Below are 16,121 nucleotides of genomic sequence, written 5' to 3' on the forward strand. Positions count from 1 at the left end.
AAATCAATCCGAAGGGACGCCGATCGAGTTGGGATTCACCTGGTCGATGCGAGAGTGGTAAGGCTCAATAGGGTCTATGTATACAAAGACGCTAGCCGCCTGAGAAAGCAAGAAATGTTCTATATGTTCTTCTGTTATGATTTCGCTTCCATTGATAAAAAGGGAAGGAATTGAATTTTTCCCTAACAAAAGGTGAAACTCTTCTGCCGGCAAAAAATCTTCTAAGTTTAAATAGCCTGAGCCATAGTACAAACCCGATTGAAAGTAGTACTTGTAATGCACTTTAACTTCAGGCAAAACCAGATTGGGCTCAATAGTCCCAATCTGGATCCGCTCAATGGAGGCCAAGGTCCTGATCTTTCTCAATTGAAACCACATCTTCCTAACAAAGAAGTAGGAGAAGAGAAACAAAAGAGGAAAGATAATCAACATCCACTTACACGAGAGCTAGGTCTTTTCTTTCCTCATTGGAGGAAGAATCGTCATCGCGTTTCACGGGCTCCTTGTAATCGGTCCATGGGCTTTCCGCAAAAGTCAGTTTACCTTCGACCAAATCAACCTGGATACGTGTCGGGTTGTCATAGACACCTTTCAAGGATTGAATGGCCATGTAATCCTCTAACTCTCTTTGGAACACTCTGCGGAGTGGTCTTGCACCATAATTTTGGTCATAACCAATTGTTGCAAAGTGCTCTTTTGCTGGCGATGTCAGTTCAACGAGAACCTTTTTCTCTGTTAGGCGTTTGTTGAAGTCTTTCAACATGATGTCGACTATCGAAACAATTTCCTCTTTTTTGAGTGGTGCAAAGTATACCACCTCATCCACACGGTTCAAGAACTCTGGATTGAAATGTTTCTTTAATTGCTCTCTTGCCTGTTCAGCCTTATATTGCTCTCGTTCCGCCTCAAAATCTTCGAATCCCAATCGTCCACCTTTGGAAATTTCTTTGGCAGCGATATTGGAAGTCATGATGATGATTGTGTCACGGAAGTTGACCTTTCGCCCTTTTGTATCCGTTAGGTTCCCTTCTTCCATGATCTGAAGCAAAATATTAAACAGGTCATGGTGTGCCTTTTCAATCTCATCCAGAAGGATCAAACTATAAGGTTTTCGCCTCACGAACTCTGTCAACTGGCCACCATCATCATAACCTACGTAACCAGGAGGAGCTCCGATCAAACGTGAAACCGCATGTGGCTCCATATATTCAGACATATCAATGCGAAGCATCGAATCTTCGGAACCAAACAATTGCTCAGCGAGAGCCTTGGCCAACTCTGTTTTACCAACACCTGTTGGTCCGAGAAAGATAAAGGAGCCAGTAGGTCTCTTTTCGCTCTTCAAACCAGTTCTAGATCGTCTCACGGCACGTGCCACTTTTTCGATGGCTTCTGTCTGCCCAACAATTCGCTCTTTGATGACGGTTTCCAAACTTAAGAGTTTTACGTTCTCTGTTTGTTCCATTTTTTTCAATGGAATTCCAGTCCATAAGCTAATCACGGACAGAATGTCCTCTTCTTCGATAGAGACAGCATAGCCTTCGATGCGCTCTTGCCATTGTTTGATTTTCTCTTCGAGTAGAATCTTTTTGCGGTTAACATCATCACGAACTGCTGCTGCTTTTTCATACTCTTGAGCTCTGACCAAATCTTCCTTTTTTACAGAAAGTGTTTTGATTTCTTCCTCAATTTCCTTGATTTCAGTTGGCCTTTGGCAATTTGCCAATCTCGCCTTTGCACCTGCTTCATCGATGATATCAATTGCTTTGTCAGGTAAAAATCGATCGTTGATGTACCTATGTGACATTTTTACTGCTTGCTCTAAGGCTTTCGCAGAGTAACGAACTTTGTGGTGAGCTTCATATGCTTTTTTAAGTCCATCCAAGATCAAAATTGCATCATCAACCGAAGGCTCTGCAACTTTTACCATTTGGAACCTGCGTTCTAAGGCAGAATCTTTTTCGATGTACTTTCTGTACTCATTGTTGGTAGTTGCACCAATGCACTGCAGTTCGCCTCGAGCCAATGCAGGTTTCAAGATATTTGCTGCATCCACAGCACCTTCAGCAGCTCCCGCTCCAATCAAAGTGTGTAGCTCATCTATGAAGATGATGATATTTTGAGAAGATACAATTTCTTTCATGATCTTTTTCAATCGCTCTTCGAACTCACCTCGGTATTTTGTGCCAGCGATCAAACTTGCTAAATCAAGAGATAACACTCGTTTTTCGAAAAGTAAATCGGGAACTAGTTTATCAACCACTGCTTGGGCCAAACCTTCCACGATGGCTGTTTTTCCCACTCCAGATTCGCCTACAAGAACTGGATTGTTTTTTGTTTTCCTAGAAAGGATTTGAATGACTCTTTCGATTTCTTTCGCTCGGCCAATCACAGGATCCAATTTCTTTTCACGTGCAAGCTGTGTAAGATCGCGGGCAAACTCATCCAAAATTGGTGTTTTACTTTTTTCCTGTCTAGGAGGAGTTGCCGTCTGTTGCTGAGATTGTTGGCCACTCGGATTGGAGCCAACTGCACTTGCAGGAGGTGCACCGAGTAAACGTAAAATCTCTGACTTGATTACATTGTAATTTACACTAAAAGAGGATAGAGAACTTCCTGCAATGTTGTTGTTGTCTCGCAAAAGAGCGAGTAATATGTGTTCGGTGCCAACGTAATTATGTTTGAGTCTCTTTGCTTCTTCTTTAGAAACCTCAATCATTTTCTGGTATTTGTCTTGGCCTTGGGAAACATCTAAAAGGAGGGCCCCACCATTTTCTCTAGTGCGCTTCTCTACTTCCTTTTTTAGCTCATTTAGATTGATATTGAGGTTGGTTAGGATTTTAATCGCAACCGAGTCCTCTTCTCTTAGTAAACCCAAAAGAATGTGTTCAGGTCCGATAAAATCAGATCCTAATCGTTTTGCCTCATCTTGGGCGATTTCGTTGATGACTCGTTTTGCTCTTTTTGTGAACTCCAACATGCCGCACCCTTCCTTTATTACTTAGACGAACGTCCGGGATTCCCTCTTGAACCGTACCGACTCAAGCTAGGCCGAGTAAACCAAGAATTTTGAAAAATCGTAGTTTTTGAGCTGGCACGGCGTTTTTGATCGAAATTTGAACTAAAAACTGATTTGTTCCTGTATTTTCCCCTTCTCCTTTAGTGTTCGGCACAATGCAAAGAATTCCTGAGCCTTCCCATTTGCCTTGGAAGTTTTGCCAATCCGTCCAACTTTGCACCGGAAGCAAGGCTTGCACGGAAAGCCGATCTCCCCTTCCGCAGTTGCTCGGGCAGGAGTTCAGAAAGCCAATTTCCGCCTTCCAGGCCCAAAGCTTTGCTTGGAATAGGATGTTTTGGATTCTAAATCTGTCTGAGATGATGAGAGGAAGCGAATGGCTAATGCATTCCCAGCGCAAGTGGTCCTCTCCATCCTGGTAAAAACGATGGTTGCCAAATGTATGGGAAACCTTCTCACCCAAGGTAAAGCCATTTTTTGTGAGGAGTGTTTCTACCTCTTCTTGCCTCCTTTCATAGTAGGTAAAAAAGCCCTGGCGAAAGGAACGGGTGATCCGAATTCGGTAGCTCTTGGAAAGCCAGGGAAACCTGGGCACTCGCTCTTGAGAAGGGTTTTGCCTTTGGAGGAGATGGAACCTTCCTAGATTTGGCTCGAACACTTGGTAACAATCAGGACAGGCAAACTTAAGAAGCTTTTCATAGGTTTCCTTTGTGAGTCCGCAACGAGGGCAATGGTCCAAAGGTCCTCCTCAAAGAGGATTTAGTTTTCCAGATAGGATACGATTCCTTCGATGTGCCATGGACGCCAACTCCATATCATGAGTAACTAAAATCAAAGAGAATTGGAACTCTCTTTGTAAATCCTTGATCAAATCCATCAAATGACGGCTGTTATCGCGGTCTAGATTGCCTGTAGGTTCGTCGGCAAGAATCAATTGTTTGCGTCCGACCAAGGCACGGGCCACACCAACCCTTGCTGATTCACCACCTGAAAGTTGTGAAGGAAAACTTTCAGTACGATTGGCAAGGCCTACTTTCTCCAACATCGCAAAGGCAGCTTGGCGTGCTTCTTTATTTGGCACCTTTGAGATTAAGAGTGGCATCATAACATTTTCGATTGCAGTGAAGTCGGGAAGGAGTAGATGCTGCTGAAAAATAAATGAAATCTTTTCTGCTCGGAACATCTCTCTCTGCCTTTCGCTTAGGTTTTTGAGGGAGACGCCACATACTTCCACATCACCCTCATTAAACGAATCCATAGCTCCTAAGATATTTAAGAGAGTCGACTTTCCAACACCTGATGCACCTTCGACGGAAACGATCTCCCCTGCCTTTACTTCAAAATCCAAACCATCAAGGATATGGTACCTTTGGTCTAAAACTTGGTAGTACTTTTGAAGACCTCTAACTGAAATTGTGATCAAATCTTTTGTATTAGTCATTGCGAATTGTATCCACTGGGTTTAAATTGGCAGCCCATCTAGCAGGAAAATATCCTGCCAGACCGGAGAGAATGGTTGCGGCAGTTGTCACCATAAAGATAAAAGAAATATCGATATCAACTGGGATATGATCAAAATAATAGATATCCTTCGGTACCAATTCAACATTTGTCCAGGTATTTGGATTCAAAGTAGAACCCACTGCATTGATGATCTCGGAAAGGGCATTGATGATCACTTCTAATTTGGAGGCAACGAAGATCCCCCACATCCCCCCAACTAAAGAAGAAAGTATGCCGATAATCATCGCATTTAAAGTGAAAATGAGAAGAATATCATTCGAAGAAAGGCCTAGGGCTTTTAAAGTGCCAATTGACTTACGTTTTGCACGTACGAGTGAATGAACCGTAGCTACCATACCCAAAGCTGCCAACACAATGAAAAGAAAGACTATGATCGAAATGATCGTCTTTTCAAGGCGTAGTGCCGCGAGAAAATTCTCTTGCTCTTCAGCGATTGTGCGTACAGAAAAAGAAGACTGGTCCTGGATTTTTTGGTTCCAGTTTTCTTCTGTTAGTCGGCTTAAAATTTTACCTTTGGTTGCACGTAGATCATCTAGGGAATTGACCTTGATCGCGATTTGGTTGACCGCATCTTTCATTTTAAAAAAATCTTGAGCGACTGGCAATGACAGAAATACAAACTTAGAATCATAATTGTAGTATCCTGTTTTGAATAATCCTGCTAACCGAAAGGTTTGCACATTTACCTGTACTCCTCTCTCCACAGTAAATCGACCACCAGGCACAGCCATGGTGATTTCTCTTCCCATACCATAGCCATAGATTGCACTCATTTCCTTTCCAATCACCACTAACTTTTTGGTGTTTATGTTTTGGATCTCCTCACGGTTGTATTGGTAGAGTCTTGGGAAATTGGGTAATCCATTCTCGATCAGTTTTTCCAAACTGTCTACGGGTACGGCCCGTATCATGATAGGATTGAAGTTATTATTGCTCTGGATGAGACCATGGCTTGTAATATTTCCTTCTATGGATACAATGCTATTCTTAAGTGCGGGATCTGATTGAAGGTGCTCAATTACTTTTGGATAGTCATAAATGGCTCCCGAGCCATAAGCATTTTCGATTGTTATGTGAGGGCCTCCCTGCCAGAGAGATTCTTTCACCTGCTTTTGGAATCCATTGAAAATGGAGAGAACGACGACAAGGAGAGAGACTCCAGACATCATCACAATGAAAGAAAGTCTGGATTTGATCGATAAAAAACCGAGTACCCGTGAACCCCTGATGTAGCGCGTCGTTATTAATGTGACTATTCCCATGATAACCTAATCTTTTTGACAGCTTTCTTCCTTCGATAGATACTGTCAAAAAAGAACCTTATGGGCGACTCTGCAAATTATTACTCCCTAAAAGTGGCAATCCGAGATGAGGGCACTATGACCTATGTCATGTTTGCAGCCCTTCTGGACCCGATCGAAGTAAAAACGGTAAAATATGAAGGCGTTGCCAGTGGGACTCCACATTCTCTTTTGCCTGTTCGGTCCACCTTCCAAGACTATTGCAATCGCACACAAAGGGTAATTTATAAAGGTGACCAGCTCAAAAATATCACCAAATCTCTACAAGAAGTCTTAAAGAGCTCATTCTCTTCCGAAAGTACCCTCACAGAGATCCTTCACTATATCGACCACAATATGGTGGATCGACTCGAATTCATTGTCTCACAAATACATACAAAAATTGCCGGCAAATCAAACCCGCTAATTGAAATCCATTATGAAATCATCGGAAAAGGTGATGTTCAAAAAACAACCGTAGACGAAGACGAAATCGCCAGAAAAGAAGCAGCTTCCCAAAACATTGTCCCGTCTAGTTCGAGTTTTGTGATCCCCATTGACAAGCAGCTGATACAATTTCGGTTTCAACTCTCACCTGTCAATGGAACTCCACTTACGGATTTAAAACCAGGAGATACTGTTTATATACGGCCTCTTCCCGGTGACCCAATTACCGACGGCATCATCAGCTCTTTAGATTTAAAAAACGAAGATGGGATGATCAAACAGATCCCTGCTAAGATTGTGAATATCTCTAGTTCAAAGAACATATCTGAAGTAGTGATTAAAATCAATGAACAGGTTTACGGAAAGATCATTGAGGAAGAGAATTCTGTGAAAATCAAAACCTTTGATGCGCAAGCCGGAGCTGTGCCCGTGCTCACCTCAGTTGCCAGTGCTACAGAATCATCCAAGTCCGGAGGCATCCACAAAAAGGACCCAGGCGATGTCTCTCATATCATGCCGTTTATCTGGATTCTCGGCTTACTTGCCATAGGAATGTTTGCTATCTTTTTCTTCATATGAATATAAAAAATAAACTACCTCTCATCGCCTCAATTCTGCTCTTTCTACTCAGTCTACATTCCATACTTGTAGATTTTGAAATTGAAATACCAACATCGGTCAGCCTCGTCGGCGAGGAAAAGATAGAGGCTTATGAAAATCTTCAGCCCGTGATCGTTCTAAAAAAAGGCCTTTGGTATCGTCTCGACCTCATCCAAGAATCAATACGGGAGCTTGGTTCAGAAGTGGTCCCAGTTGATTCGGAACCAGAAGAAAGTGTGGACCGTTTGAATCGAATCCTCATTGGCCAAAGAATTCTTTTCTTTCTTTATAATTTTTACATCATCCTTTGTTTTTCAGCCTTCGTGACTTATCTTTTCGATGCTTGGTTTTATTTAGTCTTAAATCGATTGGTGCTTTGGCCAGGCCTACTGTTTTCTATTCAACTAACGACAGTGTACGCTAAACTTCTAGCAACACCGACCTTTTTCTATATCGCGTTCTTTATTTTCTTTGCGATTACTTTCCTGGTATCTTTGTTAGCGCTTATCCAAATCGAGAAGAGCAAAAAAGGAAAAGAAACGAAATACGAGGCCTTGAAACATTCTTCCTCTCTTGAAGAAGAAGGTAGAGCACCTATCCCTGCCGGTAGATCATCTTATGCCAAACTTTTGTATCACTTCTGCATCATCATCCTGACAGGGATTATCATTGGAAACTTTGTATATATACCTCTGTTTCTCTTGCAGAAATACTACGTTACAGAATTTACGTTTCTAATCTTTTCTTTGATTCTACTTTTATCAGCCTTTTATATATACAATTACGGAAAAGTAGGCGGAGAATCCAAGTCTTCTCAATTCCAAAATACAGTTGTGAGTATCGCTTACCTTCAATACCGGTTCTTGCGAAACGGATTTATGGGGATTTTTGCAACCATTTTGGTCGTATTCTTTGTCACCCTACTCTTTAGTTTGCTATTATTAAATATTGACATCATTCAAAACAACACGGGTCTATTTGGGAAAGGTAGCCAGTTCTAGTTTAGCATCAGAAACATTTTGGTTCGAGCGTAGACTTTGTTTCACACCATACCGACCCGTTTGGGTAATAGGTAATCCTTTGCAATAGATCACCCTTTGGCGAATACACCTCAATTGCTTCCTTTCTACCATCAGGATAGTAATAGAACCAATCCCCTACTTTGTAATCTTCAAAATAAGTTCCCTTGGATTCTATTTTTGTATCTGGGTAGTATTTAACCCAATCACCTGATCGATTCCCACCATCGTAACTCCCTTTTTCACTCACTCTTCCATTGGGGAAATAGCGTACATACTGTCCATTTTCATTGCCCCATTCTAAGGTAGGGTACCAAAACTTTCGTTTACGGACGCCTGGTGAAAAATTCATTTCGTAATATGGTTTTCCATCTGAGTATTTCCAAACCCATTGTCCTGATTTTTCCGATAGAGTATAAGCTCCTTTGGTAATCAAAAGCCCAGAATTGTAATCATACCTTTCCGCGAGACCATTGTACATCCCGTATTCATTGAGTTGAGTTTTCGCAATTAAATTGCCATTTTCATACCAAGAATATTCAAACCCATCTTTTTGTAAGATGTAGAGATTTAACTTTCGGTTGTACTTTGCTTCTATGGGAACAGATTTTGGTCTTGAATTGGATCCTAAACAGTTACATATGAATAATAATAGAATAAAGACAGTCGATATTTTCACAGCTTACCTCTTTTGTTTAATGAGTCAGTTGAATGTCAGACTCTAATTTAAACTTTCTAAGAATTTCTTTAGAAACCAAAATACGGTTCAATCGTTTTGATCTGATCGGTGTAAGATACCGAAGTGAGAGTAAAATGTACCCTTCCTCAAGTGAAGTATACACGATAGGTGTTGTTTTGCCGAGCCTAACCAAATAATTTTTCGATAACTCTCGGATTTTTTGGTCCACCAATTCAGGAGCGAGAACTAAATCCTCATTTAAGATCTGCGTACAAATTTTTTCCGCCTTTTCCCAGTTAGACTCTAGTGTGATATGAACTTTAAACTCATCCCAAACAAAGTCCATTGCATCAGACACAACAAAAAATTTATGAAGGACTAGATTGTAGTTTGGAAAGTGAATCAATCTATTGGTAGACTGTTCATTTTTTGGATCAGAGGAAACTTCGAGTAAGGTAAACTTCAAAAACCCAATGTTAACAACATCACCTTTGATGTTTTCTATCTCAATACGATCCCCAACCTGAAATCCATTGCTTCCCATGATCAAAAACCAACCAACGATATTCAACCAAACTTCTTTCAAAGAGATGACAATACCTGCTCCAGCAAGACCCAAGACTGTTGGTAAATGGGAAAGACTAGAGAATATAACAGGTAAATATACGATCGTATAGGAAATTAAAAATCCGGTTCGGATAACCTTTCTACGGTTGTATTCTATTGCTGGATCTGTTTCTGGTTTTAACTTTTCAATGATGAGCATTGTGATTTTGTAAGTCACAATCGCAAAAGCCAACATGTAGAGAAAAAGGATGAGTGTCTGTGCTAAGTCACGATCTGTTTGTCTTAATAAAGAAAGAGGATTTAGCTCCCGATAAAATTCTTTTAAATGTTCACCCAAGTTCTTTCATTCCTTTCTGCAACAATAGAGTTTTTAGAATCTGGTCTCTACCAACCGTAATTCCAAACTTAGGTTTCCCAAAATCTTCGAGCAAGACAAACTTTAATTGATTACCCTCCCGCTTTTTATCATGGAACATATGTTTAAGAATGTCCTCGGGATTTTCTTTGATTTGAAGCGGGAGTTCCAAAGCCTTCATAACGCGAATTGCGCGCTGTAAACTTGCCTCTGGAAAATGAAGCAATTCTCTTGAAAGAAGCAATGCAGTCATTATCCCAATCGATACTGCTTCCCCATGAGAGTATTTTTTATATTTTGTGAGAGACTCAATGGCATGTCCCGTAGTATGGCCTAAATTTAAAATCGCACGTAAACCAGTTTCTCTTTCATCCTGCCCAACAACCAAAGATTTGATACGAACAGATTCATCGATGCTATCCAAAAGTGCCGATGATTTTGGCTGGAAATCTGATCTTTTCGCTTTTTCCAAAAGAGTAAGCAATGGTCCCGCATCTAGAAATGCATGTTTGGTGATCTCAGCCAAACCACAACTCCACTCCTTTTTTGGGAGGGTGCTCAAAGTAAAAATCGGAGCAAACACAAATTCTGGTTGGTGAAAGGCTCCAACCATATTTTTGCCCATATCTAAATTTACAGCGACCTTTCCTCCGACAGAAGAATCCACAGAAGCAAGTAAACTCGTGGGAACCTGTACAAATCGTACACCTCGTTGGTATGTGGCAGCAATAAATCCAACAAAGTCACCCACAACGCCGCCACCAAAGGCAACCAAAACCGCTTTTCGGTCTATATCTAATTTAATCAATTCATGGTAAATTTTTTTGACTCGGTCAATGTGTTTGTTTTTCTCACCTTCCTTGGTATACAGGATGTGAAACGGGATCGCTGAATCTCTAAGCTCTTTTACTATGTATTTTTCATATATCCCGGCAATCTTTCGATTTGTGATGATGATGATAGAAGAAACTTTTGGAAGAGATGTTAACCTTTCTCGGAGTCCTTGGAAATCTTCATGGAGTTCTACTGGATAGGAAAAGTGAGAACCCTTTACCTCTCTGGATCGAAGCATCATGGTTCAGCCACCCATTTGCTTTGGTAATATATACCCGCTTTCGGTGCTTTGGATTTGAAAAACTCCTTGGTGTCGGGTCTTAAGTCCATATTTTGGATCTCTTTTCCAGTAAAAAAACCAAATCCAGAAATTGCCTGTTCTTTTTGGTTTAGCTTAGGGACAAGCTCTCTTACCTTAACTTGAAAATTCAGTTGGATCAAGTGTCGTTTTTTCTTTGGATCAATGGACTCATTTAAAAATAAAAAATGCGAACTGAGAACTACCAAATCCAATTCTTCTTTCAATTCCCTTTTTAAAGCATCTTCCGCAGACTCACCAAATTCTATCCCGCCTCCTGGCAATAACCAATAGCCATTGCCATGTTTTTTTTGTTGGATGAGCAAAACTTTCCCTTTGGGGTCGTGGATGATTGCGGCTACTCGTACTCGAAGTCCTTTCTTTTTTAAGAAAAAATCGATCATAGTATCTTCAATTCCTTTAATGCCTGTTTTGCGGCATTCTGTTCTGCACTTCGTTTATTTTTTCCACTGCCTTCAGCTGAGATATGCTGTGCTAAATGCACCTGGATTTTAAAGAATTTTTCGTGGTCAGGACCAGTTTCTGTGAGCGTAGTGTACTCAGGTATTTTTTTCCATTTCTTTTGGCAATATTCTTGAAGGATTGTTTTGAAATCCTTGGTCTCTTCAATTTCCTCCAATAGTTGGTCCATGGACCGAAAATTTGGTTTTAAAAATTTCCGACAGGCATCGAGTCCTTGGTCTAGGTAGAGAGCCCCTAAAAATGCCTCGAAACAATCTGCTTGTAAATTAGAATTCTCTCCACCTTTTTCTTTTTCACCCCTTCCTAGCAAAAGGAAATGATGGAATTCGTACTTTCTTGCGATTGCGGCTAGAGCTGGCATTGAGACTATTTTGCTTTTTAATTTTGCAAGTTTGCCTTCTTTGCCTTTTGGAATAGAGACATATAAATATTCTGCTGCTAGTACACCCAGTACGGAATCACCTAAAAATTCCAATCGTTCGTTGTCTATCCCCACTCCATCTTTTGATTCATTGGCAAAGGATCTGTGTGTAAAGGCCTGTTTTAAGAGTTTTGTGTCTTTGAATTGGGTTTTTGTGATTGTTTGGATTCTATCAAGATCGATTGGATCTCGCATATGCTGAGAAGGGTTTTGTTTAGATGAGGGAATGGATTCCAATCTTGGAAGGAAATCCGGGCCCCCCGACTGGGAAACCCGGTTTTTGATTGGGAATTAACCCTTAAGTTTATCGATGAATTTGATTACATCGCCTACTGTTTGGATCTTTTCTGCGTCTTCATCAGAAATTTCCACGCCAAACTCTTCTTCAAGAGCCATAACGAGCTCAACAGTATCAAGAGAGTCTGCACCGAGGTCATTGATGAAATGAGCTTCAGGGGTAACTTCAGACTCATCAACACCAAGTTGTTCTACGATGATTGACTTAATTTTTTCGAAATCTGCCATGTGTATCCTCCAGGCCACCGTAGCGTCTACAGTGGGGCAAAAATTGTTAAATTGTTCCGAGGTGCGTACCTTTGTGGTACCCAGTCGTTTTTTTAAAATGAAATCGTCGAAATTTTTGGCAAGTCTTATTACATTATTTTGTTCTCCCGAAAAAAATAGAGCAGAATTCACAGTCTAACACACATTATCTGAACATAATATCTCTTCGCATTGCAAAAACAGTAAGGTAGGCAATCAAGACTTATCTTTAAGGCTATTCTACTCTGTACAAAGAATTGGAATTTTTCTAAAATATTAATCCAATATATCAAATAATTCATCCAAGATATTGGATTTAATCTAGAATTTTTCCCATATCGTTCGTTTTATGACCTCAAAACATGAATTCGGAGGATGAATATGTTTAAAAAATTTACATTGGGGGTATTGTCTGTCTCCCTACTATTTACCTCGTTTTGCAAAGAGGATAAAGACAACACAAACCAACTTGTTGGCCTTTTATTCTTAGCAAATCAATTGAAAGTGAATTCTGCATCGGATCTTGCAAATGAATCCAATGACGATTATGCGCGCAATGAATATGGCTTAATTGAGGGATCAAAACTTGAATCCTATGTGAGAGATTGGCAGGCAAACAAGCCTAGCTACATCACTGGGAATTTGGTGATTCTACAGACGGATTCTGCAAACCGTATCACGGGCGATACAAAAAGACCTTTTATCGCAGAAAACCCATCAAAAGGAGTCTACGTATACCTGTTAGATGATTACCAAACATCAGGTACAACCAACTTTCGCTTTAACCAAACAAGAGATACTGGGCTTGTAAAAAACTCTGCTCGTTACCAAGCGAATGGTGCCTTCGTAGACGAATGGCTCAAAACATTCGGAATTAACCCGACAAGAGACTTAATCGTATTTGCAGTGGGTACTGGTGGCGTCACCTTGGCAAGTGGTGCAAGTAGTACTGCGGGAACAACTGTGGGAACAGGTTTTGCTGCAAAAGCAACTGGCGCCGGTCCCGTACAAGATATCACAAGAGGCGTGTATTGGCTCCGGTATTGGGGTGTAGATATTAAAAATCTTGCCATCTTGAATGGAAACATCCGATCCAATTTTGGAAATTCGGATTCTTCTCTCCTTTCAAACACTCGTTCTACGATCCCCAATTCCAATGGAAACTTTTCTGTAAAGCAGTTGAGAGTTGATAACACTGTCTTAACTCTCGGTCTCGAAGATGTCTATGAAATCGCAAAATCTGGCTTAAAAGCGAATTTGTCCGGAATCACCAGCGAACAATTCTTAGTGGATGCACGCCCAAGCGCACAATTTCTTGGAACCGTGACTACCATCAATGGTGTTGCCGCAAACACTTACTACATCACAACTTCTTGGGGTTTTTCGGGAGCACCCAATGCAGCAGCAAACCCTGCACAAAAATTTGTGCTCTTTGAAGGTGGTATCAAAGGTGCGGTTGACTTTCCTTGGGTAGACCTTTTAACTAACTCTGATACTGGGTTCCGCTATATCTCAAAATCGGATCTTAGGACATTCTTTGCTAACAAAGGTTATAAAGCAGGGAATACTGTTGTGTCTCAGTGCCGAACCAACTTCGAAGCACAGGTGAATGGATTTGCCGCTCTAAATATCCTCGGTTACCCAACCGTTTATTATGATGGCTCCCTTGTAGAATGGACTTCCTTGACGGCAGCACACCCGGCTAGTGAATTCAATAAGGTAACATCAGGCTTTAAGTGGAGAACGGACGATAGTTCCGTGTCTAGAATTTTGTGGTACAATGGATCTGCAGCAGATACGACTAGAATCCAAGCTGTTGAGTTGGATCCGAATGCAACAACTACCAAAAAGTTTATCGCTGAAGATAAAGCTTATAAATCCCTTTTCTAATAAAAGAGTGTAAAGTTCGATATCCAGATCACTACCGAAAGGAAAGTGATCTGGATGGAAAGAATCTAGGGTTTAGTGTCCCCCACCAGGTAAGAAACCACCACCATTGATGTCCAAGACATGACCAGTGATAAAACTTGATGCATCAGACGCGAGGAATGCAATTCCATTTGCGATATCATCTGGCAAACCTGCTCTCTTCAGTGGGATAGCAGAAATCATTCCTTTTTTGATCTCTTCTGGGATGGCATCGGTCATTTCCGTTGCGATAAAACCTGGAGCAATCGCATTACATCTAACCTTTCTAGAAGCAAGCTCTAATGCCACAGCTTTTGTGAAACCAATCACACCTGCTTTGGAAGCTGAGTAGTTTGTCTGTCCAATGTTTCCGTTTTCACCCGAGATAGAAGATAGATTGATGATAGAGCCACCGTTTTCTTGTTTCATCATCACTTTGATTGCGGCTTGTGTGCAGAGGTAAGTACCTGTAAGGTTTACAGCAATTACGGCATCCCACTGCTCTTTTTTCATTCTCATGAGAAGTGTATCACGAGTAATCCCTGCGTTGTTTACAAGTATGTCGACAGAACCAAACTCTTTTTTCGCTGTATCAATTAATTTTTGGGCATCTTCTTCTACTGATACGTTTGCCACTACTGCTAGTGCCTTGTATCCTTTCGATTTGAGTTCTTCAGCTGTTGCATTTGTGGTCTCTGGGTTCATATCAGCAACAACCACTGCTGCTCCCAAAGAAGCTAACTTCAAACAAGTTGCCTTTCCAATACCTCTAGCTCCACCGGTAACGATTGCCACTTTTCCATTCAAATTGATCATCTACTTCTCCTTGATTGATAAAATAAAAATGAATCCTATGAGTTTTAACTGATCCCATCACCCATGATGGATCGAAATTCCGCCATCTTTTTTCCTATCTGTTCATTGATCTTATGTTTGGCACACTCACTGATCAAACGAACAGCATTCTTTACTGCTTGGGCGTTGGAAGAGCCATGCCCTATCATACATATCCCTTCCACCCCTAGCAAAAGTGCGCCGCCGTATTCTGCATAATCGAGTCTTTTTTTGACAGCATTGAACGTTGATTTTAATAGCAATGCCCCAGTCTGCGCCAGGCTTGATTGGCGAATCGAATGTTTCAGTACATTGAATATAGATTTTGCTAAGCCTTCTGTCGCTTTTAATACAATGTTTCCCGTATAACCATCGCAAACGACAACGTCAACTTCCCTTCCGCCACCGTACAAATCACGGCCTTCGACATTTCCTATAAAATTGAAAGGGATTCTTTTTAAGATTTCAAAGGCTTTCAGAGAGGTAGCGTTGCCTTTTTTATCCTCTTCCCCATTGGAGAGAATGCCTACTTTCGGCTGTTTTATGCCGATTACTTCTCTTGAGTATATTTCACCCATAACGGCAAATTGAGCTAAATATTCAGGCTTACAATCTACATTGGCTCCTGCATCCAAAAGCAGAACAGGCAGACCCTCTTCGCGAGGAATCGGAGCAGCAATAGGTGGCCGCAAAACACCCGGTATGCGCCCTAGGTGCAGAAGAGCAGCCGCCATTGTTGCACCAGTATTGCCTGGTGAAAAAACACCTATACACTCTTTTTCTGCAACCAAACGCACTGCCTTCACTATAGAAGAATCCTCCATAGCTCGCACTGCAATCGATGGAGAATCGTTCATCCCAATGATTTCACTGGAATGCACGACTCTGATTTTTTCTGTATCGTATTCGAATTTTAAGAGGAGATCGAGTAACTCTTGTTCGTCTCCTACAATAGAAACATTGAGGCCATATTCCCGGACGGCAAGGACAGCGCCTTCCACTATGCACTCCGGGCCGTAATCTCCGCTCATCGCGTCTACGGCGACCCACATGATGATTAGTTTTCTTCGGTAGTCTTTTTTACTTTCGGTGCAACTACGAGCGCGCCTTTATAGAAACCGCAATAAGGGCATACTCGGTGGGAAAGAATATAAGAACCGCAGTTGGAACAAGGGTTCAAGTTAGGTTTTCCGATCGCATGGTGCGCTCTTTTGGTTCTAACTTTTGATTTGGATTTACGTCTCTTTGGGACTGCCATGGCTATCCTCTATGGATTACTTACTGATTTTAACTATCGTTTCGGACTAGGCTGT

General features: G+C 41.2%; 17 protein-coding genes. 3 read left to right on the plus strand and 14 right to left on the minus strand.

What is annotated here, in order from left to right; genetic code table 11:
- Positions 1-3 precede the first annotated feature (3 nt).
- The 5 genes from DI060_RS11275 to DI060_RS11295 all read right to left on the minus strand — a co-directional run bounded on the left by DI060_RS11275 (position 4) and on the right by DI060_RS11295 (position 5,802).
- On the minus strand, positions 4-378 hold the full coding sequence (locus DI060_RS11275; RefSeq protein WP_244594375.1) for a hypothetical protein: 375 nt from the start codon (positions 376-378) through the stop codon (positions 4-6).
- A 58-nt stretch (positions 379-436) separates the two neighbouring features.
- Complete coding sequence (locus DI060_RS11280; RefSeq protein ID WP_108976645.1) at positions 437-2,980, minus strand: ATP-dependent Clp protease ATP-binding subunit; 2,544 nt, start codon at positions 2,978-2,980, stop codon at positions 437-439.
- A gap of 61 nt (positions 2,981-3,041) precedes the next feature.
- A complete protein-coding gene (locus DI060_RS11285) occupies positions 3,042-3,755 on the minus strand; it encodes a hypothetical protein (protein ID WP_108976647.1) in 714 nt (237 codons plus the stop codon).
- Positions 3,756-3,764: 9 nt separating this feature from the next.
- The gene (locus tag DI060_RS11290) at positions 3,765-4,439 is read right to left on the minus strand and encodes an ABC transporter ATP-binding protein (protein WP_209452039.1); all 675 of its coding nucleotides are present in this window, start codon (positions 4,437-4,439) and stop codon (positions 3,765-3,767) included.
- Between the two features lie 10 nt (positions 4,440-4,449).
- Positions 4,450-5,802, minus strand: coding sequence for an ABC transporter permease (locus DI060_RS11295; RefSeq protein ID WP_108976650.1), 1,353 nt, complete (start codon positions 5,800-5,802; stop codon positions 4,450-4,452).
- Between the two features lie 60 nt (positions 5,803-5,862).
- Here DI060_RS11295 and DI060_RS11300 point away from each other — a divergent pair, with 60 nt between their 5' ends.
- Positions 5,863-6,846 (plus strand): hypothetical protein, encoded by a 984-nt coding sequence (locus DI060_RS11300; protein ID WP_108976652.1) that lies wholly within the window; start codon positions 5,863-5,865, stop codon positions 6,844-6,846.
- Positions 6,843-7,868 carry an LIC_10230 family protein gene (locus tag DI060_RS11305; RefSeq protein WP_108976654.1) on the plus strand — a complete coding sequence of 342 codons (1,026 nt, stop codon included), beginning with the start codon at positions 6,843-6,845 and terminating at the stop codon, positions 7,866-7,868. Before DI060_RS11300 ends, DI060_RS11305 begins: the two co-directional genes overlap by 4 nt.
- A gap of 7 nt (positions 7,869-7,875) precedes the next feature.
- On the opposite strand, the gene DI060_RS11310 is transcribed toward DI060_RS11305, so the two are convergent.
- The 6 genes from DI060_RS11310 to acpP form a co-directional block, all read right to left on the minus strand.
- Positions 7,876-8,565 (minus strand): toxin-antitoxin system YwqK family antitoxin, encoded by a 690-nt coding sequence (locus DI060_RS11310; RefSeq protein WP_108976656.1) that lies wholly within the window; start codon positions 8,563-8,565, stop codon positions 7,876-7,878.
- A 16-nt stretch (positions 8,566-8,581) separates the two neighbouring features.
- The gene (locus DI060_RS11315; RefSeq protein ID WP_209452034.1) at positions 8,582-9,469 is read right to left on the minus strand and encodes a mechanosensitive ion channel family protein; all 888 of its coding nucleotides are present in this window, start codon (positions 9,467-9,469) and stop codon (positions 8,582-8,584) included.
- Positions 9,462-10,562 carry a 3-dehydroquinate synthase gene (gene aroB / locus DI060_RS11320; RefSeq protein WP_108976658.1) on the minus strand — a complete coding sequence of 367 codons (1,101 nt, stop codon included), beginning with the start codon at positions 10,560-10,562 and terminating at the stop codon, positions 9,462-9,464. Before aroB ends, DI060_RS11315 begins: the two co-directional genes overlap by 8 nt.
- Positions 10,559-11,020, minus strand: coding sequence for an NUDIX hydrolase (locus tag DI060_RS11325; RefSeq protein ID WP_108977120.1), 462 nt, complete (start codon positions 11,018-11,020; stop codon positions 10,559-10,561). The genes aroB and DI060_RS11325 overlap by 4 nt, the downstream gene beginning before the upstream one ends.
- A complete protein-coding gene (rnc, locus tag DI060_RS11330) occupies positions 11,020-11,718 on the minus strand; it encodes a ribonuclease III (protein ID WP_108976660.1) in 699 nt (232 codons plus the stop codon). Before rnc ends, DI060_RS11325 begins: the two co-directional genes overlap by 1 nt.
- Before the next feature lie 96 nt (positions 11,719-11,814).
- Complete coding sequence (gene acpP / locus DI060_RS11335; RefSeq protein ID WP_002974954.1) at positions 11,815-12,048, minus strand: acyl carrier protein; 234 nt, start codon at positions 12,046-12,048, stop codon at positions 11,815-11,817.
- Between the two features lie 399 nt (positions 12,049-12,447).
- On the opposite strand from acpP, the gene DI060_RS11340 reads away from it, so the two are divergent.
- Positions 12,448-13,956: a rhodanese-like domain-containing protein gene (locus DI060_RS11340; RefSeq protein ID WP_108976662.1), complete on the plus strand. Its 1,509-nt coding sequence runs from the start codon at positions 12,448-12,450 to the stop codon at positions 13,954-13,956.
- Positions 13,957-14,028: 72 nt separating this feature from the next.
- Here the strand turns inward: DI060_RS11340 and fabG are convergent, their stop codons facing one another.
- The 3 genes from fabG to rpmF are packed head-to-tail and all read right to left on the minus strand — an operon-like array spanning position 14,029 to position 16,066.
- Complete coding sequence (gene fabG / locus DI060_RS11345; RefSeq protein ID WP_108976664.1) at positions 14,029-14,790, minus strand: 3-oxoacyl-ACP reductase FabG; 762 nt, start codon at positions 14,788-14,790, stop codon at positions 14,029-14,031.
- A 44-nt stretch (positions 14,791-14,834) separates the two neighbouring features.
- Positions 14,835-15,860 carry a phosphate acyltransferase PlsX gene (gene plsX / locus DI060_RS11350; protein WP_108976666.1) on the minus strand — a complete coding sequence of 342 codons (1,026 nt, stop codon included), beginning with the start codon at positions 15,858-15,860 and terminating at the stop codon, positions 14,835-14,837.
- 5 nt (positions 15,861-15,865) lie between these two features.
- The gene (rpmF, locus tag DI060_RS11355; protein ID WP_108976668.1) at positions 15,866-16,066 is read right to left on the minus strand and encodes a 50S ribosomal protein L32; all 201 of its coding nucleotides are present in this window, start codon (positions 16,064-16,066) and stop codon (positions 15,866-15,868) included.
- Positions 16,067-16,121: the final 55 nt, after the last annotated feature.

This window comes from Leptospira ryugenii (assembly GCF_003114855.1).
GTDB classification, from domain to species: Bacteria; Spirochaetota; Leptospiria; order Leptospirales; family Leptospiraceae; genus Leptospira_A; species Leptospira_A ryugenii.